Source organism: Stenotrophomonas sp. YJH_SMC_131, assembly GCF_059367975.1.
Genome location: NZ_JCAFRJ010000003.1, coordinates 198261 through 221940, shown reverse-complemented (window position 1 = coordinate 221940; position 23680 = coordinate 198261). Strand labels below are relative to the sequence as shown.

The window sequence follows — 23680 nt, the reverse complement described above, 5'->3', positions numbered from 1 at the left end:
GCCCCCAGGGGACGTTGGGCCGGAAAGCCCAGCGGTGGCGTTGCTTTGCCCAAAACCAGTCCAATCAGGAGCCGTACCGATGAATCGGATTTATCGCAAGGTCTGGAACAAAGCACTGGGTCAGTTGGTGGTGGCCTCGGAACTGGCCTCCTCCGACAGCAGCAGTGGCGGGGTCGTCGACCAGCGCCGCGATGCGACACAGGCCACGCCCGCACTGCTGGCGGTGGCACTGGGCCTGGTATTGGGGTTGGGCATGAGCGGCAGCGCGACGGCACAGTCGGTGCAGATCGGCGGCAGCGCCACCTGCGTTGCATTCAGCGGCAAGCTGCTGGAAAAGTGCCTGATCGAAGGCTCGGCCACGGCCAAGGGCAGCAACGCGGTGGCGATCGGCAGCAACAGCAATGCCAGCGCCGCCAACAGCGTGGCGCTGGGCGCTGGCTCCAAGGCCACGCGGGCCAATACCGTGTCCATCGGCGATGCCGGCAAGGAGCGGCAGATCACCAACGTGGCTGCTGGCACGCAGGGCACCGATGCGGTGAACAAGGCGCAGCTGGACGCGCAGGCGCGCGCCACGCAGGCCGCGCTGGCTGATGTCGCCGCCGATGGAAACCGCTATTTCAAGGCCGACGGCGCAGGCGATGACAGCGACGCGGCGAAGATCGAGGGGCAGGGCGCAGTCGCGGCCGGCGCCGGTGCACAGGCGCTGGCCAACGCCACCACCGCCATCGGAACCCAGGCCATTGCCGCCGGTCTCGGCGCCAGTGCCTTCGGCCAGGGCGCCCTGGCGATCGGCGATGCCAGCGTGGTGGTCGGGCAGAGCGCGGCCGCGTTCGGGCTTGGCGATACAGCCGTCGGCGCCAGCGCGTACGCAGCCAGCGAGAACGGCGCGGCCACCGCACTCGGTGCGTTGTCCGAAGCCACTGCCGATGGCGCGACGGCCGTCGGCGGTGGTGCCGTGGCGATGGGCCCGGGCAGCACCGCACTGGGCCGCGGCGCCACTGCCGCCAACGAAGCATCGATCGCGGTGGGTGCGTTCAGCACCGCCGTCGGTGAATACAGCACCGCGCTGGGTTCGAACGCCGCTGCGGTCGCCACCGGCAGCGTGGCGCTGGGCGCCGGCTCGCTGGCCGACCGTGTCGACACCGTGTCGGTCGGCGCCGCCGAATACGGCCTGACCCGGCAGATCACCAGCGTCGCGGCGGGCACCGAAGACACCGACGCGGTCAACGTCGGCCAGTTGAAGGGCGTCGCCGCCGTGGCCGATGCCACCGCCAAGCGTTTCCAGGCCACGGGCAGCAGCAACAGTGATGCGGGTGCATTGGCCGAGGGCGACGAGGCGCTGGCGGCTGGCGAGGCCGCCAATGCGATCGGCAAGGGTGCGACGGCCGTGGGCGCCGGTGCGACCGCCGTCGCGCAGAACGCCACCGCCGTTGGCAACAACGCACTGGCCTCAGGTCAGAACAGCGCCGCGTTCGGCAACAATGCACAGGCGAACGGCCCAGGCAGCGTCGCCGTCGGTGGTGCTGCGGTGGATGCCGATGGCAATCCGCTGATCACCAGTGGCGGCGTGCCGGTGGAAACCGGCGCCACCAGTGCCGGTGTCGGTGGTACTGCGGTGGGTGCGAGTGCCGAGGCCGGCGGTTTCGCCGCGTCTGCCTTTGGCGTGGGCGCATATGCCGCCGGCGCGCAGTCGTCCGCGTTCGGTGCGGTTGCCAATGCCATCGGTGATTACTCCACCGCGCTGGGTACGCAGAGCAACGCCACCGGCACCAGCAGCGTGGCCATCGGCGGCCCGGCCGATCTGATTCCAGGCCTGGGCTTCTTCGTGCAGACCCAGGCCAGCGGCGAAGCGTCGACCGCCGTCGGCGCCGGCGCCATCGCCAGCGGTGATCGCGCGGTGGCCAACGGCAGCCTGACCGAAGCGTCCGGCGCCGAAGCGACTGCGGTCGGCTACTTCGCCTACGCACCGGGCGAGAACGCCAGCGCGCTCGGCGCGCAGACCTGGGCCAGCGGCGCGCAGAGCACCGCCGTGGGCTACTACGCCACCGCACGCGGTGCCAACAGCGTTGCGCTCGGCGCCAACTCCGAAGCGGTGCGTGCCAACAGCGTGGCCGTGGGCAGCGCCGGCAACGAACGGCAGATCACCAGCGTCGCCGCGGGCAGTGAAGCCACCGATGCAGTGAACAAGGCGCAGCTCGACGCGGTGGCCAGCACCGCCGACAGCACAGCGCGCTTCTTCCAGGCCCAGCCGGAAGCAGGCAGCGATGCGGGTGCATTGGCCGAGGGCGAAGGTGCGGTTGCGGCGGGTTCGTCGAGCAATGCGATCGGCGCCGGCGCGGTTGCACAGGGCGCAGCAGCCTCGGCCATCGGTGACGACGCCGTGGCGGTGGGTCGCAACAGCAACGCCACCGGCAATGGTGGTGTTGCCATCGGTGGCCTCGGCCAGGCCTACGACGAGTACAACCAGCCGATCATCGGTGCCGACGGTACGGCACAGCAGGTCGGCACCACTGCCGTCGCCGACGCCACAGCGGTCGGCAGTGGTGCGCAGGCGACCGGTGCTGCCAGCAGTGCGTTCGGCAACGCCGCCAGGGCCAGCGGAGACAACAGCTTCGCGGCCGGCGGCAAGTCGCGTGCGACCGGCAGCTACGCGGTTGCGGTTGGCGACAGCGCCTTCGCCAGCAGTGACGACAGCACCGCCGTCGGTGGCTACAGCTGGGCTACCGCAAGCGGGGCGAGTGCGTTCGGTTCCGGCGCCTGGGCAACGGCCACCAATGCCTCGGCATTTGGCAACGCGGCCTGGGCCAGTGGCAGTGGTGCGACCTCCATCGGTTACAACAGCTGGGCCAACGGCACCAGCTCCACCGCCGTCGGTCGCGGCGCATTCGGTTATGGCGACAACAGCGTGGCGCTCGGCTTCCAGGCGCTGGGCAACAGCCTCAACAGCATCGCCATCGGCACCAACACGGTGGCCGGTGGTGAAAGCGCGATCGCGCTCGGTGCCGGCAGCAACGCCAGCGCCAGCAACGCCGTCGCACTGGGCGCCGGCTCGGTCGCCAACCGCGCCCGCAGCTTTTCGGTCGGCAGCACCGGTAACGAACGCCAGGTGACCAACGTCGCCGCCGGTACCCAGGCCACCGACGCGGTGAACAAGGCGCAGCTGGATGCCGTGGCGGGCGCGGCAGCCACCACCAGCCGCTTCTTCCAGGCCAGCGGCAACGGCGGTGATGTGGCCGGTGCACTGGTGGACGGTGACAACGCGCTGGCCGCCGGTGATGCGGCCAACGCCATCGGCAACGGGGCCACCGCACTCGGCAGTGGCGCCAACGCGCTGGCCAGCAATGCGCAGGCACTGGGCGTCAACGCCCTGGCCAGCGCCGCCAACGCCAGCGCGGTCGGTGCAAATGCACAGGCGACCGCTGAATACGCAACCGCGCAGGGTGCGGAAAGCGAGGCCAGTGGCGAGCAGAGTGCGGCGTTCGGTGCGGCCAGCATCGCCAGCGGTGCTGGCAGCACCGCGACCGGCGTGCTGTCCGAAGCCTCCGGCGAGGAGGCGGTGGCAGTGGGGTACTTCAGCAATGCCAGTGGCAGCGGCGCCACCGCGGTCGGCAGCGAGAGTGTCGCAAGTGGCACCGCGTCGGCAGCGTTCGGCATCGGTGCCGAGGCGACCGGCGGCTACAGCACCGCCATCGGTGGCTATGCACAGGCCTCGGCCTTCAATGCCACGGCCTTCGGCAACTTCGCCAATGCCTCCGGCTCCAACAGCGTGGCGCTGGGCGGTGATTCGGAAGCCTCCGGTGCCTACAGCACCGCCACTGGCCAGGGCAGCCTGGCCACCGGCACCAACAGCGTCGCCGTCGGCGGATCGCTGTTCGGCGTGCTGGCCACCGAAGCATCGGGCAACTACTCCACCGCCGTCGGTGGCGGCGCCTGGTCCGGTGGCATCAACAGCACCGCGCTGGGCAACGCCGCCGAATCGCGCGCTGCCAACAGCGTGGCGCTGGGTGCCGATTCGATCGCCGACCGCGACAACACCGTGTCGGTCGGCGGCGGTGGCAACACCCGCCAGATCACCAACGTGGCTGATGGCACGCAGGGCAATGATGCGGTCAACAAGAACCAGCTCGACGCCGTAGCCGCCGCAGCGGAAAAGACCAGCAGGCAGTTCCAGGCCAGCGGCAACGCCGATGGCGAAACAGGGGCACTGGTCGAGGGCGACAACGCGCTGGCGGCCGGCGATGCGGCCAACGCCATCGGCAACGGGGCCACCGCGCTGGGCAGCGGTGCCAACGCGCTGGCGGCCAACGCCACGGCCGTGGGCATCGATGCATTGGCCACCGGCAACAATGCGGCGGCGCTGGGCAGCACAGCGCAGGCCAGCGGTGAAGACAGCCTTGCGCTCGGCACCGGTGCCAGCGCCAGCGAGCTCGGTGCCAGCGCGGTCGGTGCGCGTGCACAGGCCAGCGGTGCGTACAGCACGGCAACCGGCACCGAATCCAACGCCAGCGGCACGCAGGCCCTGGCCAGCGGCTTCCGTAGTGCCGCCTCTGCCGATGGCACCACTGCCGTCGGTGGCTATGCCGAGGCCAGTGGACGCCTCGGCACCGCATTGGGCTACGGCTCGGCGGCCAGTGGTGCCAACACGACCGCCGTCGGCTTCGGTGCTGCTGCAGCCGGTACCGGTGCCGTGGCGGTGGGTCAGTCCAGCGAGGCCAGCGGCGAGGAGAGCGTGGCCATCGGTGGCAGCACCTTCTTCGGCCTGATCCCGTCGCGTGCCAGTGGCACCGGTGCGGCGGCGTTCGGTGCCGGCGCATGGGCGACCGAAGACTACGCCACGGCAATCGGCTGGAACTCGTGGGCCGCCGGCAGCAATGCCACGGCCCTGGGCGCCAACGCCACCGCCAACGGCAGCAACAGTGTCGCCCTCGGTGCCGGCTCCAAGGCCGACCGTGACAACACCGTGGCCGTCGGCAAGGCCGGTGGCGAACGCCAGGTGACCCATGTGGCAGCCGGTACCGAAGCCACCGACGCGGTGAACAAGGGCCAGCTGGATGCCGTTGCCAGCGTCGCCGACAGGACCAGCCGCCAGTTCCAGGCCAGCGGCAATGCCGATGGCGAGGCCGGTGCCCTGGTGGACGGTGACAACGCCTTGGCCGCCGGCAACGCGTCCAACGCCATCGGCAACGGTGCCACCGCGCTGGGCAGTGGCGCCAACGCGATGGCCGCCAACGCCACGGCGGTAGGCGCCGACGCCCTGGCGACCGGCAGCAACGCGGCGGCACTGGGTACCAACGCACAGGCCAGTGGTGTCGACAGCGTGGCCGTGGGCAGCGCTGCCCGCGCCAGTGAACTCGGCGCCAGCGCTACCGGCGCAGGCGCCCAGGCCAAGGGCGCCTACAGCACCGCCAGCGGCGCGCAGGCCACGGCCAGCGGCACGCAGTCGCAGGCCAGCGGTTTCCGCGCCACTGCCTCGGCCGATGGCGCCTCGGCGCTGGGCAGCTACGCCGAAGCCAGTGGTCGACTGGGTACTGCGGTGGGTTACGGCAGCAAGGCCACCGGTGCGAACGCTACCGCGGTGGGTGTCAGTGCCAACGCTTCGGCGGCCGGCAGCATCGCACTGGGCGCAGGCTCGGTGGCTGATCGTGCCAACACCGTGTCGGTCGGCAGTGCCAGCAGTGATCGTCAGATCACCCGTGTCGCCGCCGGTACCGAGCGCACCGATGCAGTCAATCGTGGCCAGCTCGATGCGGTCGCGGCGACCGCCGATGGCACCGCACGCTACGTCAAGGCCAGCGGCGCGGGTACCGCCAGTGCCAGCGGCAGCGATGCCGCAGCGATCGGTTCGGCCGCCAGTGCCAGCGGCGCACGCAGCAATGCGCTGGGTGCCAACGCGATGGCCATCGGCAACGGTGCGCTTGCACTGGGCAACAGTGCCGGCGCGTCCGGTGCGAACTCGGTGGCACTGGGTGCGGGCTCGCGTGCGCTCGATGCCAACGTGGTGTCGGTCGGTGGTGGCAACGGCACCGATGGCCCGGCCGCGCGCCGCATCGTCAATGTGGCCGACGGCCGCATCGCCGCCGGCAGCAGCGACGCGGTCACCGGCTCGCAGCTCAACGTCACCAACCAGCGCGTGGGCGCCGTGGAAACCCGTGTCGGTGATTTCGACTCGCGCATCGCCACGGTCGAGACCACGGCGGCCAGCGCCGTCGGCTATGACGACGCCAGCCGTGACCGCCTGACCCTGTCTGGCTTCCAGGGCACCACCATCGACAACGTCGGCGCGGGCAACATCGCCGCCGGCAGCCGCCAGGCGATCAATGGCGGTCAGCTGTTCCAGTCGCTCAGTGATGCCGCCAGCTTCCTCGGCGGTGGTGCCAGCGTCGGCATGCAGGGCGTGTTCGTGGCGCCGAACTACGTGATCCAGGGCGCCACCTACAGCAATGTCGGCGATGCGCTGGGCGCGCTGGACCGCAAGGTCAGTGAGATTGACCGTCGCACTGCCGGTGGCACGCGAGCAGGCGCGTCCAGCCTGCGCGCAATGAGTGCTTCGCTGGATGAAAGCCCGCTGGCCAGCGTGGCCGACGCACCGGCAACGGCCGATGCCGCGCCGGCCAGTACCGCACGCGTGCAGGGCACGCCGACGGTGGCCGCGGCGGGGGCGGGCATTCCGGTCGGCACCCCGGCTACCGGCTTCAACGCCGTGGCCATGGGCGATGGCGCGGTAGCCAGCGGCGCTTCGTCCACGGCCATCGGCCAGGGCGCCAGTGCAACGGCGGCAAATGCCGTGGCGCTGGGCCAGGGCTCGGTTGCCGATCGTGCCAACACGGTCTCGGTGGGCAGCGAAGGCAACGAACGCCAGGTCACCAACGTCGCCGCCGGCACCACCGCCACCGACGCCGTCAACAAGGGCCAGCTGGACCGTGGCATGGCGACGGCGAACAGCTACACCGACAGCCGCGTCCAGGCCGTTGCCGACAGCTTCGATGTGTTCAAGGGCGAGATCGACGGACGCCTGCGCCACATGGACCGCCGCATCGACCGCCAGGGCGCGATGAGCGCAGCGATGCTCAACATGGCTACCAGTGCCGCCGGTATCCGCACCCAGAACCGTGTCGGCGTCGGCATCGGTTTCCAGGGTGGCGAGTCGGCGTTGTCGCTGGGTTACCAGCGTGCGATCAGCGATCGCGCCACGGTCACCTTCGGCGGCGCCTTCAGCAGTGACGACAGTTCGGTCGGCGTCGGTGCCGGCTTCGGCTGGTAAGCCACTCCATCGCGCCGGCGGCCACCCACGCCGGCGCCGTACCTGCAGTGAGGGCCTGGGGGGAGGTCACGGCAATCCCGGCTGGGCCGGCCGGGAGTCGTCAAGGAATGATGGCCGCAGTGTTGGTTCGATCCATGACCCAGAAGAGGAATTCGACGTGATCAAGAAGCAGAACCTTCGCATCAATGTGCTTGCCGCCGCCGTGCTGTCGATGACGGCGGTCGGTGCCGTCCACGCCGCCGGGTTGCCGACCCGTGAACCGGTGCGCCAGGCCAGCACCGCCCAGCCGGGTACCGAGCGCATCATCGTCAAGTACCGGGCCGGCGCTGCTGCCGCCACCGACCGCTCGGCGAAGCTGTCCACCGTGCAGTCCGCACTGACCCGTGCCAGTCTCTCCGGCGGCACGTCACGCGCCAGCACGCTCGGCCCGCAGGTGGTCCGCAAGCTGTCTACCGGTGCGGACCTCATCCGTGTGCAGGGCCGCCTGGCACCGGCCGAACTGCAGCGCGTGCTGAAGGAACTGAAGGCCGATCCGTCGGTGCAGTACGCCGAAGCCGACGTGAAGCTGCGCCGCAGCGAACTGCGTGCCGGCAACGTGCAGCCGGCGCTGGTGCCGAACGATCCCTTCTACCAGCAGAACCAGTGGCATCTGCACAATGCGGTCGGCGGCATCAACGCACCGGCGGCGTGGGATGTCTCGCAGGGCGAGGGCATCGTGGTGGCAGTGATCGATACCGGCGTCCTGCCGCAGCATCCGGACCTGGTCGGAAACCTGCTGGAAGGCTACGACTTCATCAGCGATGCGGAGACCTCGCGGCGCCCGACCAACGATCGCGTGCCGGGTGCGCAGGACTACGGTGATTGGGTCGAGAACGACAACGAGTGCTATGACGGCTCGCTGGCCGACGACAGTTCCTGGCACGGCACCCACGTCGCCGGCACCGTGGCCGAGCAGACCAACAACGGCGTCGGCATGGCCGGTGTCGCCTACAAGGCCAAGGTGCTGCCGGTCCGCGTGCTGGGCAAGTGCGGCGGCTACCTGTCCGACATCGCTGATGCGGTGACCTGGGCCTCCGGCGGTACCGTGACCGGCATCCCGGCCAACACCAATCCGGCCGAGATCATCAACATGAGCCTGGGGGGCGGTGGTTCCTGCGCCAGCACCTACCAGGACGCGATCAACGGCGCGATCTCGCGCGGTACCACGGTGGTGGTGGCTGCCGGCAATGAAGCCGACAACGCGTCCAAGTACCAGCCGGCCAGCTGCGAAGGCGTGGTGACCGTGGGGGCCACCCGCATCACCGGTGGCATCACCTACTACTCCAACTATGGAGCCCGCGTGGACCTGTCCGGTCCGGGCGGTGGCGGCAGTGTCGACGGCAACCCGGGCGGCTACATCTGGCAGACCGGCTCCAATGCGGCCACCACGCCGGAATCGGGCACGCCGGGCTACATGGGCATGGGCGGTACCTCGATGGCCTCGCCGCATGTGGCCGCCGTTGCGGCACTGGTGCAGAGCGCACTGATCGCCAAGGGCAAGGATCCGTTGACCCCGGCCGCGATGCGTACCCTGCTGAAGGAAACGGCGCGTCCGTTCCCGGTCGCCATCCCGGCGGCGACCCCGATCGGTACCGGCATCCTTGATGCCAAGGCCGCGCTGGCCAAGGCACTGGAAGAACCGTGCACCGAAAACTGCGGGCCGGTGGCCACGCCGCTGACCAACAAGGCCGCAGTCGGCGGCCTGAACGGTGCTGCCGGCAGCAGCAAGCTGTACAGCTTCGAAGCCGTTGCCGGAAAGCAGCTCAGCGTGATCACCTACGGTGGCACCGGCAACGTCTCGGTCTACATTGCCCAAGGGCGTGAGCCGAGCGCCAGCGACAACGACGGCAAGTCGACCCGTCCCGGCACGTCCGAAACGGTGCGGGTGAACAAGCCGGTGGCGGGCACCTATTACATCAAGGTGGTGGGCGAAGCGGCATACAACGGCGTGAGCATTCTCGCCACGCAGTAATCACCTCGTGTCGTAGTTGAACGGCCGACGCCCGTCACCCTGTGTGACGGGCTTCGTCTTTTTACGAAAGGTGGCCGCAGGGCGGCGGAAATCACGGCTTAACTGCTAAAGTCGGGCCGATTGACAGGAGAGTCACGTGAACGCGCTCGCTGCAACCGTTACCGACGACGCCGAAGGCCGCATCCTGGATGCGTTGCTGGCGCGCGGTCGGCTCAAGGAAGGAGACCTGGCACGCGCGCGGCCATTGCATGCCGAGGCCGGCGGCAGTCTGCTGGGCCTGCTGGTGCGCCTGGGCCTGGTGTCTGAACGCGACCAGGCACAGGCCAGCGCTGAGGTGCTGGGCCTGCCGCTGCTGGAGGGCAAGCAGGTGCCGGAGGCCCCGCCGCAGGCGCTGGCCGAGGGACTTCCGCTGTCGCTGCGCTTCCTGAAGCAGTTCCATGTGTGCCCGCTGGAGTTGGATGAACACGGGGTGCGGCTGTGGCTGGCCGATGCCCACGACGCCTATCCACAGCAGGCCGTGCAGTTGGCCCTTGGGGTTCCGGTGATACCGGTGCTGGGCATGCGCGCGGAGATCGATGACCTGGTCGAGCGCTGGTTCGGCCAGGGCCGCAGCGCGATGGGCGCGATCGTGGAAACCGCGGATGGCGAGGGCGGTGCGGTCGACGACATCGAGCACCTGCGCGACCTTGCGTCGGAAGCACCGGTGATCCGCCTGGTCAACCTGGTGATCCAGCGTGCGGTGGAGCTGCGCGCTTCGGATATCCATGTCGAACCGTTCGAGAGCCGGTTGAAGGTCCGCTACCGCGTCGATGGCGTGCTGGTGGAGGGCGAAAGCCCGCCGGCCAACCTCACCGCTGCGGTGATCAGCCGCATCAAGATCATGGCCCGGCTCAACATCGCCGAGCGCCGCCTGCCGCAGGACGGCCGCATCATGCTGCGCGTGCAGGGCAAGGAGCTGGACCTGCGCGTGAGCACGGTACCGACCGCGCATGGCGAAAGCGTGGTGATGCGCCTGCTGGACCGCGAAACGGTGGTGTTCGATTTCCACCGGCTCGGCTTCACCGATGCCTTCCTGCCGCAGTTCCGCAAGGTGCTGGAACAGCCGCATGGCATCCTGCTGGTCACCGGCCCGACCGGCTCGGGCAAGACCACCACGCTGTACACCGCGCTGAGCCAGCTCAACACCGCCGACGTCAAGATCATCACGGTCGAAGACCCGGTGGAATACCAGATCGAAGGCATCAACCAGATCCAGGCCAAGCCGCAGATCGGCCTCGACTTCGCCAATGCCCTGCGCAGCATCGTGCGCCAGGATCCGGACATCATCATGATCGGTGAAATGCGCGACCTGGAAACCGCGCGCATCGCCATCCAGTCGGCGCTGACCGGCCACCTGGTGCTGTCCACCCTGCATACCAACAACGCCGCCGGTGGCATCACCCGCCTGCTCGACATGGGCGTGGAGGACTACCTGCTCACGTCCACCATCAACGGCATCCTGGCCCAGCGCCTGGTACGCCGGCTGGAGCCGACCCACGCCGAGCGCTACGAAGCCTCGCCGGAAGAGATCGAGCGGTTCGAACTGCGCCGCCTGCAGCCGGAAGGGCCGATCCACCTGTACCGCCCGAAGCCGTCTGCGCTGGCGCCGACCGGCTACCTGGGGCGTACCACCATCATGGAATTCCTGGTGATGAACGATGCGCTGCGCCGTGCGGTGATGCGCCGCGATGGCATGGGCGAGATCGAGCGCATCGCCCGCGAGGCCGGCATGCGCACTATGTACGAGGATGGCCTGTCCAAGGCGTTGAGCGGGCAGACCACCATCGAGGAAGTGCTGCGCGTGACCGAGGAAAGCTGATGCGTGCAGGACGCCGGGGCTGACATGCCGAACTATCGCTACAAGGCGCTCAATCCGCATGGCGAGGTCTTCGATGGGCAGATGGAAGCGGCCAGCGAGGCCGAGTTGATCGCGCGCCTGCAGGACCAGGGCCACCTGCCGATGGAGACGCAGCTGGCCGACGCCGGCGCGATCGGCGGCAGCAGCTGGCGCAACCTGCTGCAGCAGCGCCCGCTGCAGGGCGCCGCCCTGCTGCAGTTCACCCAGCAGCTGGCGACCCTGCTCGGTGCCGGCCAGCCGCTGGACCGCGCGCTGTCGATCCTGCTGGGGTTGCCCGAGGACGAACGATCGCGCCGCGCGATCACCGACATCCGCGACGTGGTGCGCGGTGGCGCACCGCTGTCCACCGCGCTGGAGCGCCAGCATGGGCTGTTCTCGCGCCTGTACGTGAACATGGTGCGCGCCGGCGAAGCCGGTGGCAGCCTGCATGAAACCCTGCAACGCCTGGCCGACTACCTCGAGCGCAGCCGCGCGCTGCAGGGCAAGGTCATCAACGCGCTGGTCTACCCGGCGATCCTGCTGGTGGTGGTCGGTGGCGCGCTGTTGTTCCTGCTCGGCTACGTGGTGCCGCAGTTCGCGCAGATGTACGAAAGCCTGGACGTGGCGCTGCCGTGGTTCACCAACGCGGTACTGCAGCTGGGCCTGTTCGTGCGTGACTGGTGGGTGCTGCTGCTGGTGGTGCCCGGCGTGCTGGTGCTGTTCTTCGAGCGCAAGGCGCGGCAACCGGCGTTCCGGTTGGCGCTGGATGGCTGGCTGCTGCAGCGGCGTGGCATCGGTCGCCTCATCGGCGAGCTGGAAACCGCCCGGCTGGCGCGCACGCTGGGCACACTGCTGCGCAACGGCGTCCCCTTGCTGGGGGCACTGGGCATCGCGCGCAACGTGCTGGGCAACCGCGCCCTGGCCGCTGACGTCGAAACGGCCGCCGATGAAGTGAAGAACGGCGCCGGCCTGTCGCTGGCCCTGTCGCGCGGCAAGCGGTTCCCGCGCCTGGCGCTGCAGATGATCCAGGTCGGCGAGGAATCCGGCGCACTCGATACCATGCTGCTCAAGGCCGCCGACACCTTCGAACAGGACAGCGCCCGGCGCATCGACCGCATGCTGGCGGCGATGGTGCCGGCGATCACCCTGGTGCTGGCCTCGGTGGTCGGCGCGGTGATCGTGGCCGTGCTGGTGCCGCTGTATGACCTGACCAATGCCATCGGTTGACGATGGCACTCCCTGCAACCCCGATACTCCGCAACTGAAAGGACCGTCCATGATTGCCCGTCGCCGACCGATCCGCCTTTCCTTCACCGCCGCGCGCAACCAGTCGGGCATGAGCCTGCTGGAAATCATCATCGTCATCGTGCTGATCGGCGCGGTGCTCACCCTGGTCGCCAGCCGCGTGCTGGGCGGCGCCGACCGTGGCAAGGCCAACATCGCCAAGGCGCAGGTGCAGACCGTCGCCTCCAAGATCGACAACTACCAGATCGACACCGGCAAGCTGCCGGCCACGCTCAACGACCTGGTGACGGCGCCGGCCGGTGTCGGCGGCTGGCTCGGCCCGTACGCCAAGCCCGCCGACCTGAATGACCCGTGGGGCCACGCACTGGAGTACCGGGCGCCGGGCGAAGGCCAGCCGTATGAGCTGGTCAGCCTGGGCAAGGATGGCAAGGCTGGCGGCAGCAGCGTCGACGCTGACATCCGCTACCAGCCGTAACCGCGCATGACGCACTTCCTGCCGCGCCGGTTGCCACGCCCGCGCCTGCACGGCAGGCGCGCGGCTGGACTGTCGTTGCTGGAAATGCTGCTGGTGATCGCATTGATCGCGGCGATCGGCCTGATCACCGCCGCCGGCCTGTCGCGCGGGTTCGCCGGCATGCAGCTGCGCAGCGCCGGCAAGGACATCGCCAGCCAGCTGCGCATGGTGCGCGCGCAGGCGATCGCCCGCGGCGAACCGCAGCGCTTCGTGATCGAACCGGCACGGCGCCGCTGGGAGGGGGCCAACCAGCGCCACGGTGAGGTGCCGGCACAGCTGCAGGTGCAGTTCGAAGGTGCCGCACAGCTGGCCACCGCGGCGGGGCAGGGCGTGATCGAGTTCCATCCCGATGGTGGCTCCAGCGGCGGCCGTATCCGGTTGCAGCGCGACGGTGCCGAATGGCGCGTCGACGTCGGCTGGCTGACCGGCGAGGTCCGCTCCGGCCCCTGGCGGGCGCAATGAAGCGGCGCGCGCGTGGCTTCACCCTGCTGGAAGTGATCGTCGCTTTCGCCCTGCTGGGCCTGGCGTTGACCCTGCTGCTGGGCAGCCTGTCCGGTGGCGCGAAGCAGGTACGTGACGCCGAGCTGCGCACGCGTGCGGTGCTGCATGCACAGTCGTTGCTGGCCCAGGCCGGTGTCGACGCGCCGCTGCAGGTGGGCAGCCAGCAGGGTGACTGGGAACAGGGGCGCTATCACTGGGAGCTGCAGGTCCAGCCGTGGGTCGAGCCACGCGCCGGCAACGTCGTGCAGGCCACGTCAGCGGGCACCCCATGGCTGGCCGAGCTGCAGCTGCGGGTGCGCTGGGGCGACAGCGAGCGCGAACAACTGCACTGGCGCAGCCTGCGCCTGTTGCCGCCCGACCTGGAGAACGCGCGATGAAGCGGCGCGCCGCGGGCTTCACCCTGGTCGAAGTGATGCTGGCCACCGTGCTGCTGGCCGGTGGCCTGGCACTGGCCTTTGCCAGCGTGCGCTCGGCGATGGCGGTCAGCCAGCGCGGCGAGCAGATCGCCGCTGAAAGCGAACGCATGCGCGCGGTCGAGTCGTTGCTGCGCAGGCAGCTGGCGGGTGCACTGCGCACCCCGCTGGAGGCCCCGGACCCCACCCGCGAACCCATCTTCTTCCAGGGCGAGGAGCAACGCATGCTGTTCGCCGCCGACCTGCCCGGTTACCTCGGCCGTGGCGGCCCCTACCTGCACGCGCTGCAGGTGGACGGACGCGGTGGCCAACAGCGCCTGCTGCTGGACCTCGTGCTGCTGCAGGAAGGCGAGCGCATCGCCGAGAATCCGCCGCGCCCGCCAGAGGTGCTGGTGGACAACCTGAAGTCGGTGCAGCTGCGCTATCGCGGCATCGATGCCGGCACCGGGCAGGTGACCGACTGGCTGCCGCGCTGGGATGACACCCGCCGCCTGCCGATGCTGGTGGAAATCCAGATCGTGCCATCCCGGGGCGCGCCGTGGCCGCCACTGGTGGTGGCGCTGCGTGCCGGTGGCAGTGGAGGCACGCGATGAGCCGTCAGCGCGGGGCGGCATTGGTGCTGGTGCTGTGGCTGATCGCATTGATGACGGCGCTGGTCGGTGCGTTCGCGCTGAGCGCACGGGTCGAGCACCTGCAGCAGCGCGTGCTGGATGACGATGCACGCGGGCAGGAACGTGCGCGCGCCGGCCTCGAATATGCCCTCCTGCGCCTGTCAGCCGATCCGCAACGGGCGCCCTGGCGTGCCGATGGCCGTACCTACCGCTGGCAGTTCGACGACGCCAGCATCGAGATCAAGGTGCTGGACGAGAACGGCAAGATCAACCTGAACCTGGCCGACGCCGCACTGCTGACCGCCTTCCTCAAGGCGCTGGGCGAAGACGATGCACAGGCCCGGCAGTTGGCCGGCGCCATCATCGACTGGCGCGACGAGGACAGCCTGCTGCAACCGGGCGGTGGCGCCGAAGCGCCGGACTACGCCGCAGCCGGATTGCCCTACGGCCCACGCAACAAGCGCTTCGAGACCCTGGGCGAGCTGCAGCGGGTCCTGGGCATGCGCGGACCCCTGTACCGGGCGATGCTGCCGCACCTGACCCTCTACAGCCGCCAGGCACGGCCGGATCCGCAGTTCGCCAGCGCGCCGGTGCTGACCGCGCTGGGCCTGGATGCGGACAGTGTGATGGCGCAGCGCGCACAGCAGGAGCGTGATGCAGATTCCGCTGGCGGCACGACAACGCTTGCCAGCAGCAGCGGCACCTATAGTATCGAGTCCGGTGCCATCGACGGCAGTGGACGCAGGTCGGTGTTGCAGGCAGTGGTACGCAGTGGCTCGGGCGGGGTTCCCGGGCGGACTTACACAGTGCTTCGCTGGGAGCAGGGAATGACAGCAAGATGACGGCGTGGCAGGACAGTCTGCGGCAGGTGCAGGGCCGGATCGGCCCGGGCGCCGGCCGTTTCCTGCGCTGGTGGCGGCAGTCGCTGCTGGCCTGGGTGCCGGTGCGCTGGCAATGGGCATTGGGCTGGGGCCAGGCACGCCTGCTGCTGCTGCACGAGGGCGACCAGCTGCAGGTCTGGCGTGAAGCCGGCGAACGCCGCGAAGCGGTGGCGCGCCTGCCGTGGCCGCTGTCGCCGGTGGAGCTGGACCGCGTGCTGGAGCCTCGCCTGCGTACTCTGCCGCGGGTGTGGCTGCTGCCGGCGACGGACGTCCTGCGGCGTAGCCTGCGCCTGCCTGCCGCAGCGGCCGACCGCCTGCGCGCCGTGGTCGGTTTCGAGATCGACCGGCAGACCCCGTTCGAATCATCCCAGGTCAGTTATGACGTGCGTGAGCTCGGCGCGGGCGGCGAGGGCCAGCTGCAGGTCGAACTGGTGGCGTGGCCATTGCGGCAGCTGGACGCATGGCGCACCAGTGTGGGCCCATGGGCCGATGCGCTGGCGGGCGTCGATGCCATCGATGCGCAGGGCAACGTGCTGCAGGTGAACCTGCTGCCTCCCGCGCAGCGCCAACTGCGGCCAGACCCGATGCGACGCTGGAACCTGCTGCTGGCAGTGGCTGCCGTCGTGATGCTGGTACTGGCCGCGGTGCAGCTGCTCGACAACCGCCAGGCCGCCGCCGATGAGCTGCGTGCACAGGTCGAGCGCAGCGCGCGCAGTGCGCGAGGTGTGGCCAGCGAACGCGCGCAGCTGCAGGCGCTGATCGATGGCGCCGCATTCCTGGAGAAGCAGCGCAGCCAGCGCGCCGGCACCGTTGAAATCTGGAACGAACTGACCCGGCGCCTCCCGGAAGGTACCTACCTGGAGAAGCTGGCGATCGAGAACAACAACCTGCAGCTGATCGGCCTGAGCCGCGAGGCGTCGCAGCTGGTGCAGCTGCTGCAGGACGCACCGCAGTGGCGCAAGGTCAACCTGACCGGGGTGCTGCAGGCCGATGGCGCGGCCAGTGGCCGCGACCGCTTCACCATGACCGCCGAACTGCAGCCGTTGCCGGCCGCCGCACCAACCCCGGAGGCGGCCGATGCCGATGCCAAGCGCACGCCGTGACCGCTGGCTGGCGCTGGCACTGCTGCTGGCAGTGCTGGGCCTGGCCTATCTGCTGCTGGTGCACCCCTGGTTCACCCAGCCGCTGCGTGCGATCGATGCCGATGTCGCCGCCCTGCGCGAACGCGAGTCGCGCGTGCAGGCGCAGCTGCAGCAGCAGCCGCAGATCGAACAGCGCCTTCGCGCTACCCGCGAGGCACTGCAGCAGCGGCCAGGCTTCCTGCGCGAAGCCACTGCAGAAGCTGCCGCCGCTGCATTGGGCGCCCGGCTGCAGGATGCGGTGGCGATGGCCAGCCCGGGCAACCGCAGCTGCACCATCAGCAACCGCACGCCGCTGACCGACAACCGGCGCGACGCCGAGTTCGTGCGCGTCGCCATGCAGGTGCGCCTGCGCTGCGGGGTGGCCGAACTGGCCACCGTGCTGCACAGCCTGGAAACCGGCAGCCCACGCCTGTTCGTCGACAACCTCAACCTGATCGCGCAGCGCTTCCAGCAATCACCGAACGAATCGGGGCTGGGCCTGGACGTGTCCTTCGAGCTGGCCGGCTATCTGCTGCCGGGCGCTGCCGCCGATGGCACGGTTCCGGCGCCTGCTGCGACACCGGCACCGTCCGCGTCGCCGGCCGAGGCCGCACCTGCGCCGCAGCCGGCGCCCCCGTCCGAAGGACAGGAGGTGGCCGATGAAGCTTGAGCAGATCAGCCTGCGTACCGGCTTCCTGCTGGCGCTGGCCGGTTGGGCGGCCGCCGTCTGGCTGGCGACCGGCTTCGGGCTGGGCAGCCAGCTGCCGGGTGCCGGCGGTGATGCCGACGCCGCGCCATCGCTGCCATCGCTGCCGCCGCTGGCGGCCGAGCGCATGGCCAGCGCCGACAGCTACAGCGCGATCGGTGAGCGCCCGTTGTTCGCCGAAGACCGCAGGCCGCGGCCTTATCTGCTGGGTGGCAGCGAACCGGCGGCCAGCGCCGCGTTGCGCCTCACCGGTGTGCTGCTGACCGGCGATTTCGGCATGGCCACGTTCACCACCGAACAGAACCGCTCGCTGCGCCTGCGCCTCAACGGCGAAGCCGTGGATGGCTGGCAGCTGGTGGCGCTGCAGCCGCGCCAGGCGACGGTGATCGGCCCCGGTGGCAACCAGGTCCTGGAACTGGCGGTGTTCAACGGCCAGGGCGGTGAGCCGCCGACGGTGCTGCGCGGTGCCAACGGCGCACCGCCTGCAGGTGCGATCGTGGTGCCGCCCTCGGCGGGCGCTCCGCCGGCGCCGCCACCGCCCGCGGCAATCCCATCGCCGTCGCCCGCTGGCAATGCACCAGCGCCTGCGGCGGCCGCTGCAACAACCCCACCGGCCAACAACAACGGTCCCAGTGAAGCGCAGATGCAGGCCATCCGCGAGCGCATCCAGGCCCGCCGCCGCCAGCTGCAGCAACAGCAGCAACAACCGTCGCCGCCCCCGGGCGATGGCACCAACCGATAGAGTGAATGCATGAACCTGCGTTTTCTTCCCTGGTCCTTTGCCCTCGCGCTGCTGGTCGGCTGCAGTACGGTGTCCGCGCCGCACGTGCAGCGCAACGGCAATCTGTCGCCCAGCGCCGACGCCGGCCAGGCGGCCGATGTCGCTGCCGATGCCGCCCGTGAAAGCCAGGGGGCACCGCAGGCGGTGATCCGCCGCGGCACCGGCACCATGATCAACCGCGAGGCCGCGCGTGCGCCGGCACCGGCGCTGCACGGTGCCAGTACCGGCGAGGCGACCTTCAACTTCGAAGGCGAATCGCTGCATGCGGTGGTCAAGGCCATCCTTGGTGACATGCTTGGCCAGAACTACGTGATCGCGCCAGGCGTGCAGGGCACGGTCACCCTGGCCACGCCCAAGCCGGTATCGCCGGCGCAGGCACTGAACCTGCTGGAGATGGTGCTGGGCTGGAACAACGCGCGGATGGTCTACAGCGGTGGGCGCTACAACATCGTCGCCGCCGACCAGGCGCTGGCCGGCACGGTCGCGCCAAGCACGGCACCCGCGGCCAGCGCGCGCGGCTTCGAAGTCCGTGTGGTCCCGCTGCAGTTCATCTCCGCCACCGAAATGAAGAAGGTGCTGGAGCCGTACGCGCGCCCCAACGCCATCGTCAACGTGGACAGTGGCCGCAACGTGATCACCCTGGGGGGTACCCGCGCGGAACTGGAAAACTACCTGCGCACCGTCGAGATCTTCGACGTCGACTGGTTGTCGGGCATGTCGGTGGGCGTGTTCCCGATCCAGTCGGGCAAGGCCGAGCAGGTCGCGGCCGACCTGGAAAAGGTGTTCGGCGAAGAGAGCAAGACGCCCAGCGCCGGCATGTTCCGTTTCCTGCCGCTGGAGAATGCCAACGCGGTGTTGGTGATCACGCCGCAGGTGCGCTACCTGGACCAGATCCAGCAGTGGCTGGATCGCATCGACACCGCTGGTGGCAGCGCCCGCCTGTTCTCCTACGAGCTGCGCTACATCAAGGCGCGCGACCTGGCCGAGCGCCTCAGCGAGGCCTTCGCCAGCAGTGGCAACCGCGGCGGCTCCAGCCCGGCCTCGCTGGCACCGGGCGCCATTCCGTCGCAGCTGGGCGGCGACGGCGACCGTGGCATGGACAACAGCAGCAGCAACCTGGGTTCGACGCTGGGCGGAACCAGTGGTAGTGGCAGTGGCAGCAGCAATGGCAGCCTGAACCTGCCGCAGCGCCAGCCCGGCAACGTCAGTGTCAGCCTGGAAGTGGAGGGCGACCGCGTCGGCGTGTCGGCGGTGGAGGAAACCAACACCCTGCTGGTGCGCTCGACGCCGCAGGCGTGGCGCTCGATCCGCGAGGTGATCGAGAAACTGGACGTGATGCCGCTGCAGGTGCACATCGAGGCACAGGTGGCCGAAGTCGCGCTGACCGGTGACCTGAAGTACGGCGTGAACTGGTTCTTCGACAATGCCGTGGCCGGTCGCGCGCTCACCGGAGCCCTGGCGGGCCTGACCCTGCCGCCGGCTGCAGGTGGTTCGTGGAACACCTTCGCCGGCGGCGTCACCGGCAATGACGGTGTGGGCTGGGCCTTCACCGGCCACAACGCGGCCGCGGTGGTCAGTGCACTGGACAAGGTGACCGACCTGCGCCTGCTGCAGACGCCGTCGGTGTTCGTCCGCAACAACGCCGAGGCCACGCTCAACGTCGGCGACAAGGTGCCGATCAACACCACCACGGTGAACACCGGCGTGGGCACCAGCACCTACAGCTCGGTGCAGTACATCGACACCGGCGTGATCCTCAAGGTGCGCCCGCGCGTGACCCGCGACGGCACCGTGTTCCTGGACATCGTGCAGGAAGTCAGCAGCGCCTCGGACGTGCCGGAGGCCTGCAACCCGACCGAGCGCAACTGCAACCCGCGCATCTCGACCAAGAAGCTGTCTACCGAAGCGGCGGTGCAGAGCGGTGACACCATCATGCTGGCGGGCCTGATCACCGATTCGGCCACCGACGGCAGCAGCGGCATCCCGGGGCTGAGCAGGATTCCGGTGGTCGGTGCGTTGTTCGGGCAGAAGACCCGCACCAGCCGTCGTTCGGAAGTGATCGTGCTGCTGACCCCGACCATCGTCCGCAACAGCCAGGAATCGCGCAACCTGACCGACGAGTACAGCAAGCGCTTCCGCGCGATGGAGCCGCTGAACCAGCCGCGCGCGAAGAAGTAAGGGGTTACGGCCGGGCGGCGCCCGGCACCCGCCGAGGCCGGAGCAACGGCAACGGCCAAAGCAACAGCAACAGCGGGTTTACTGAGGGAGGGTGGGTCGGCGTGGGGTGGCAGGACACGCCGTAAACCCGTCCCTGGGGGCTCGATGGCGCCATCCATGGCGCCAACGGTCCTGCCACCCCACGCCGACCCACCTCTGACAGACTCCCGCGGCTGTTGGTAGGTGTCGACCTTGGTCGACACGATCCACGCCATGCGTGGATGACTGTCTGTCAGATTTCGAAATCAGAAAATGGGGTCAGATCCGTTTTCCTCTGGAAAACGGATCTGACCCCAGGCTTTGCCGACAGATCGCAGAAATCTGTCGAAGGCGGGGTGGGTCTGGTTGCGGGGGCGTGAGCCGCATGGATGCGGCGACCGAGCTTACATGGACGTACTTGCAGCGTCCCCCGCAACCGGACCCCCCCCGCCATCCCACGGATAGCCGGCTTCTGCTGTTGCTTCGGCTCCAGCTCCAGCCTCCGCGGGTGCCGGGTGCAACCCGGCCGATACCCTCCCGGTGCTACGCTGTGGCCACCGACAACCACGGAGGCGGGATGGGGGCGATCGTGTTGTTGCCGCTGTGCGTGGACGATGCCGCACTCGACCGCTGCCTGGCCGCGCTGGATGCCGGCACGGCGCCAGGGACCGCGGTCTGGTTGGCCGATGACGCACAGACCGGGCCACGCGCGCAGGCGGTGGTGGAACACTGGCTGGCGCATACGCCGCTGCAGGCCGAGTACACCCGGCGCGCGCGGCCACTGGGCGAAGTCGCCCATCTGGACGAGATGCTGCGCGCCTGCGATGGCCTGGACGTGGCCGTGCTGGCGCCGGACAGCGTGCCATCACCCGGCTGGTTGCAGCAGTTGCAGGATGCCTTCGCCCGCGATGCCGCGATCGCCACCGCAACCCCCTGGTGCAATGCCGGCGAGACCGCCGCGTGGCCACGGCTGGGCGAGATCAATCCCGAGCCGCAGGACCCGGTCCTGCTGGCGCACACCTGCGCGACGCTGCCGACGCTGCACCCGGAGCTGCCATCGGCGGTCACCCACGCGGTGCTGGTGCGCGGCAACGCGCGCCGTCGCGCCGGCGGCCTGGACGTGGACAGCTACGCTGGCTGGAACGCGGCACTGGTCGACCTCAGCCTGCGCATGGCCGGCCTTGGCTGGCGCAACGTGCTGTGCGAGACCGCCTTCGTCAGCCGGGCAGGGGAGGCGGTCAGCCGCGATGGCGATCTGGAGGCCCTGGCCGCGCGCTGGCCGGCCTGGGTACCGCGGCTGGCCGATTTCCTGATGCACGACCCGCTGCACGGGCTGCGCGCCGACCTGCAGCAGCGCATGCGGCAGGCGATAATGCCGAAGGAACAGGGCGACCTGTTCGTCCCGTCAGTGCCGGAGCCTCCCGTTTGAATGTTGCCATCGCCGCCATCGTCGTCACTTACCAGAGTGGGAGCACCATCGATGCCTGCCTCTCGCGCCTGCGCCAGGCGCAGGATGTGGCCGAGATCCGGGTGATCGACAATGGTTCGCTGGATGGCACCCTGGACATCGTGCAGCGGCATGCCAGCCACGATCCACGCGTGCGCTTCGTCGGCAACCCGGACAATCCCGGCTTCGCCGCCGCCAACAACCAGGGCGTGGCCGACTCGCACAGCCCGTGGCTGGCCTTCATCAACCCGGACCTGATGGTCGAGCCGGACACGCTGGCCGAACTGCGCTCCCGCGCCGAAGCGCTGGGCGACTGCCTGCTGGGCGTTGAACAGGTGGACGAGCATGGCCATGCCGACGAGGCGGTGCGCCGCCGCGACCCGGATTTCCTGAGGATGCTGCGTTCGCCCGGCAAGGGCTCGAAGCTGGCGGTTCCGCGTGAGCCGCACCAGGCACTGCAGCGGGTGCCGGCACTGTCCGGCGCACTGCTGATGATGCCGCGCGCGCTGTTCGACCGTATCGGTGGCTGGGACGCGGGCTATCGCCTGCACGCCGAGGACCTGGACCTGTGCCGGCGCGCGCGCGAAGCCGGCGCGGTGGTAGCGATCGCCAACGACCTGCAGGTTACCCATGTGCGCGGTGTCTCCAGCCGCTCGCGGCCGTTCTTCGTGGAATGGCACAAGCACAGGGGGCTGTGGCGCTACTTCCAGAAGTTCGAGGCCAGGCAGCGTTCGCTGCCGGTGCGCGCGGCGGTATGGGCTGCGATCTGGGTGCATGCGCTGATGCTGGTGCCGCGCCTGCTGCGCAGGTCGTTGTAGAGCCGAGCCCACGCTCGGCTGCATGGAAAGGGTCATCCACGCATGGTGTGGCTCCACTCGCCGCGCCCACGGTTCACTCCGCCGGGCGCATAATCCGCCCCATGCCTATCATCCAGTCCCTGCTCGACACCGACCTGTACAAGTTCACCATGATGCAGGCGGTGCTCCACCAGCACCCCGGCGCCCAGGTGCAGTACCGGTTCAAGTGCCGCACCCCCGGCATCGACCTGGCAAGCTACATCGCCCAGATCGATGAGGAAATCGACCACCTGTGCAGCCTGCGTTTCAGCGACGCGGAACTGGACTACATGCGTGGCCTGCGCTTCGTGAAGCCGGACTTCGCCGATTTCCTCGGCCTGTTCCATCTGGACCGCAAGTACATCCAGCTGCGTGCGTCGACGGCCGTGCCCGGCGAGATCGAGCTGGACATCACCGGCCCGTGGCTGCACACCATCCTGTTCGAAGTGCCGCTGCTGGCGATCATCAACGAAGTCTGGTTCCGCAACACCACCACGGCCGACTTCGCCGAAGGCGAGCGCCGCCTGCAGGCCAAGGCCGCGCTGCTGCGCGATACCCCCGGTTTCGAGCACTGCCGCATCGCCGACTACGGCAGCCGCCGCCGCTACTCGCGTGACTGGCATGCCCGCCTGCTGCCGCTGCTGCGCGACGCGCTCGGCCCGCAGCTGGTCGGTACCAGCAACGTCCACTTCGCGCGCCTGTATGGCATGACCCCGCACGGCACCATGGCCCACGAGTACCTGCAGGCGTTCCAGGCGCTCGGCCCGCGCCTGCGTGATTCGCAGGTGGCAGCACTGGAATCGTGGGCGCGCGAGTACCGCGGCGATCTTGGCATCGCGCTGTCCGACGTGGTCGGCCTGGACGCGTTCCTGCGCGACTTCGACATGTATTTCTGCAAGCTGTTCGACGGTGTGCGCCATGACTCCGGCGATCCGTTCGACTGGGGCGACCGCATGCTGGCGCATTTCCAGCAGCGCCGGGTCGATCCGCGCAGCAAGGTGCTGGTGTTCAGCGATGGGCTCGACATCGCCAAGGTGATGCGGCTGTACGACTACTTCCGCGGTCGCTGCCAGGTCGCGTTCGGCGTTGGCACCCACCTGACCAATGACCTCGGCCCGACGCCGCTCAACATCGTCATCAAGATGGTCCGCTGCAACGGCCAGCCGGTGGCCAAGCTCAGCGATTCGCCGGGCAAGAGCATGTGCGACGACCCGGGTTACCTGGCCTACCTGCGCCAGGTGTTCGAATTGCCGCAGCCGGAGTAATACCGGCCTGCAGGG

At 69.4% G+C, this 23680-nt stretch carries 16 protein-coding genes; all 16 read left to right on the top strand.

Going from position 1 to position 23680, the window contains the following annotated elements; translation table 11 throughout:
* The first annotated feature begins 79 nt into the window (after positions 1–79).
* On the top strand, positions 80–7261 hold the full coding sequence (locus AC5P56_RS08425; RefSeq protein WP_495231540.1) for an ESPR-type extended signal peptide-containing protein: 7182 nt from the start codon (positions 80–82) through the stop codon (positions 7259–7261).
* Positions 7262–7418: 157 nt separating this feature from the next.
* Positions 7419–9272 (top strand): S8 family peptidase, encoded by a 1854-nt coding sequence (locus tag AC5P56_RS08420; RefSeq protein WP_014645887.1) that lies wholly within the window; start codon positions 7419–7421, stop codon positions 9270–9272.
* Positions 9273–9408: 136 nt separating this feature from the next.
* The gene (gspE, locus tag AC5P56_RS08415) at positions 9409–11130 is read left to right on the top strand and encodes a type II secretion system ATPase GspE (RefSeq protein ID WP_032956506.1); all 1722 of its coding nucleotides are present in this window, start codon (positions 9409–9411) and stop codon (positions 11128–11130) included.
* 24 nt (positions 11131–11154) lie between these two features.
* On the top strand, positions 11155–12375 hold the full coding sequence (gene xpsF, locus AC5P56_RS08410; protein WP_032956504.1) for a type II secretion system protein XpsF: 1221 nt from the start codon (positions 11155–11157) through the stop codon (positions 12373–12375).
* 49 nt (positions 12376–12424) lie between these two features.
* The gene (gene gspG, locus AC5P56_RS08405) at positions 12425–12868 is read left to right on the top strand and encodes a type II secretion system major pseudopilin GspG (protein ID WP_014645890.1); all 444 of its coding nucleotides are present in this window, start codon (positions 12425–12427) and stop codon (positions 12866–12868) included.
* Between the two features lie 6 nt (positions 12869–12874).
* Positions 12875–13369: a type II secretion system protein XpsH gene (gene xpsH / locus AC5P56_RS08400; RefSeq protein ID WP_014645891.1), complete on the top strand. Its 495-nt coding sequence runs from the start codon at positions 12875–12877 to the stop codon at positions 13367–13369.
* Entirely contained in the window at positions 13366–13785 is a 420-nt protein-coding gene (gene xpsI / locus AC5P56_RS08395; protein ID WP_075076486.1) for a type II secretion system protein XpsI, read from the top strand. Before xpsH ends, xpsI begins: the two co-directional genes overlap by 4 nt.
* Positions 13782–14414, top strand: a complete 633-nt coding sequence (locus AC5P56_RS08390; RefSeq protein ID WP_100449328.1) for a type II secretion system protein J — start codon at positions 13782–13784, stop codon at positions 14412–14414. The genes xpsI and AC5P56_RS08390 overlap by 4 nt, the downstream gene beginning before the upstream one ends.
* Entirely contained in the window at positions 14411–15274 is an 864-nt protein-coding gene (locus tag AC5P56_RS08385) for a type II secretion system minor pseudopilin (protein WP_046428741.1), read from the top strand. The genes AC5P56_RS08390 and AC5P56_RS08385 overlap by 4 nt, the downstream gene beginning before the upstream one ends.
* A complete protein-coding gene (locus tag AC5P56_RS08380) occupies positions 15271–16416 on the top strand; it encodes a PilN domain-containing protein (RefSeq protein ID WP_111205443.1) in 1146 nt (381 codons plus the stop codon). The genes AC5P56_RS08385 and AC5P56_RS08380 overlap by 4 nt, the downstream gene beginning before the upstream one ends.
* The gene (gene gspM, locus AC5P56_RS08375; protein WP_032957951.1) at positions 16391–17104 is read left to right on the top strand and encodes a type II secretion system protein GspM; all 714 of its coding nucleotides are present in this window, start codon (positions 16391–16393) and stop codon (positions 17102–17104) included. Before AC5P56_RS08380 ends, gspM begins: the two co-directional genes overlap by 26 nt.
* Complete coding sequence (locus AC5P56_RS08370; RefSeq protein ID WP_014645897.1) at positions 17094–17882, top strand: type II secretion system protein, XpsN-like; 789 nt, start codon at positions 17094–17096, stop codon at positions 17880–17882. Before gspM ends, AC5P56_RS08370 begins: the two co-directional genes overlap by 11 nt.
* Positions 17883–17891: 9 nt before the next feature.
* Positions 17892–20099: a type II secretion system secretin GspD gene (gene gspD, locus AC5P56_RS08365; protein ID WP_014645898.1), complete on the top strand. Its 2208-nt coding sequence runs from the start codon at positions 17892–17894 to the stop codon at positions 20097–20099.
* A 595-nt stretch (positions 20100–20694) separates the two neighbouring features.
* A complete protein-coding gene (locus AC5P56_RS08360; RefSeq protein ID WP_046428748.1) occupies positions 20695–21546 on the top strand; it encodes a glycosyltransferase family 2 protein in 852 nt (283 codons plus the stop codon).
* Positions 21543–22382 carry a glycosyltransferase family 2 protein gene (locus tag AC5P56_RS08355; protein WP_032962463.1) on the top strand — a complete coding sequence of 280 codons (840 nt, stop codon included), beginning with the start codon at positions 21543–21545 and terminating at the stop codon, positions 22380–22382. The genes AC5P56_RS08360 and AC5P56_RS08355 overlap by 4 nt, the downstream gene beginning before the upstream one ends.
* A 101-nt stretch (positions 22383–22483) precedes the next feature.
* Positions 22484–23665, top strand: coding sequence for a nicotinate phosphoribosyltransferase (gene pncB, locus AC5P56_RS08350; RefSeq protein ID WP_014645901.1), 1182 nt, complete (start codon positions 22484–22486; stop codon positions 23663–23665).
* Positions 23666–23680 lie beyond the last annotated feature (15 nt).

Coding starts and splice junctions, on each gene's coding strand:
- gspM (WP_032957951.1), top strand. CDS start 16,391: ATGCCGATGCCAAGCGCACGCCGTGACCGCTGGCTGGCGCTGGCACTG.
- AC5P56_RS08390 (WP_100449328.1), top strand. CDS start 13,782: ATGAAGCGGCGCGCCGCGGGCTTCACCCTGGTCGAAGTGATGCTGGCC.
- gspG (WP_014645890.1), top strand. CDS start 12,425: ATGATTGCCCGTCGCCGACCGATCCGCCTTTCCTTCACCGCCGCGCGC.
- AC5P56_RS08380 (WP_111205443.1), top strand. CDS start 15,271: ATGACGGCGTGGCAGGACAGTCTGCGGCAGGTGCAGGGCCGGATCGGC.
- gspD (WP_014645898.1), top strand. CDS start 17,892: ATGAACCTGCGTTTTCTTCCCTGGTCCTTTGCCCTCGCGCTGCTGGTC.
- pncB (WP_014645901.1), top strand. CDS start 22,484: ATGCCTATCATCCAGTCCCTGCTCGACACCGACCTGTACAAGTTCACC.
- AC5P56_RS08370 (WP_014645897.1), top strand. CDS start 17,094: ATGAAGCTTGAGCAGATCAGCCTGCGTACCGGCTTCCTGCTGGCGCTG.
- AC5P56_RS08425 (WP_495231540.1), top strand. CDS start 80: ATGAATCGGATTTATCGCAAGGTCTGGAACAAAGCACTGGGTCAGTTG.
- AC5P56_RS08360 (WP_046428748.1), top strand. CDS start 20,695: ATGGGGGCGATCGTGTTGTTGCCGCTGTGCGTGGACGATGCCGCACTC.
- xpsH (WP_014645891.1), top strand. CDS start 12,875: ATGACGCACTTCCTGCCGCGCCGGTTGCCACGCCCGCGCCTGCACGGC.
- AC5P56_RS08385 (WP_046428741.1), top strand. CDS start 14,411: ATGAGCCGTCAGCGCGGGGCGGCATTGGTGCTGGTGCTGTGGCTGATC.
- xpsI (WP_075076486.1), top strand. CDS start 13,366: ATGAAGCGGCGCGCGCGTGGCTTCACCCTGCTGGAAGTGATCGTCGCT.
- xpsF (WP_032956504.1), top strand. CDS start 11,155: ATGCCGAACTATCGCTACAAGGCGCTCAATCCGCATGGCGAGGTCTTC.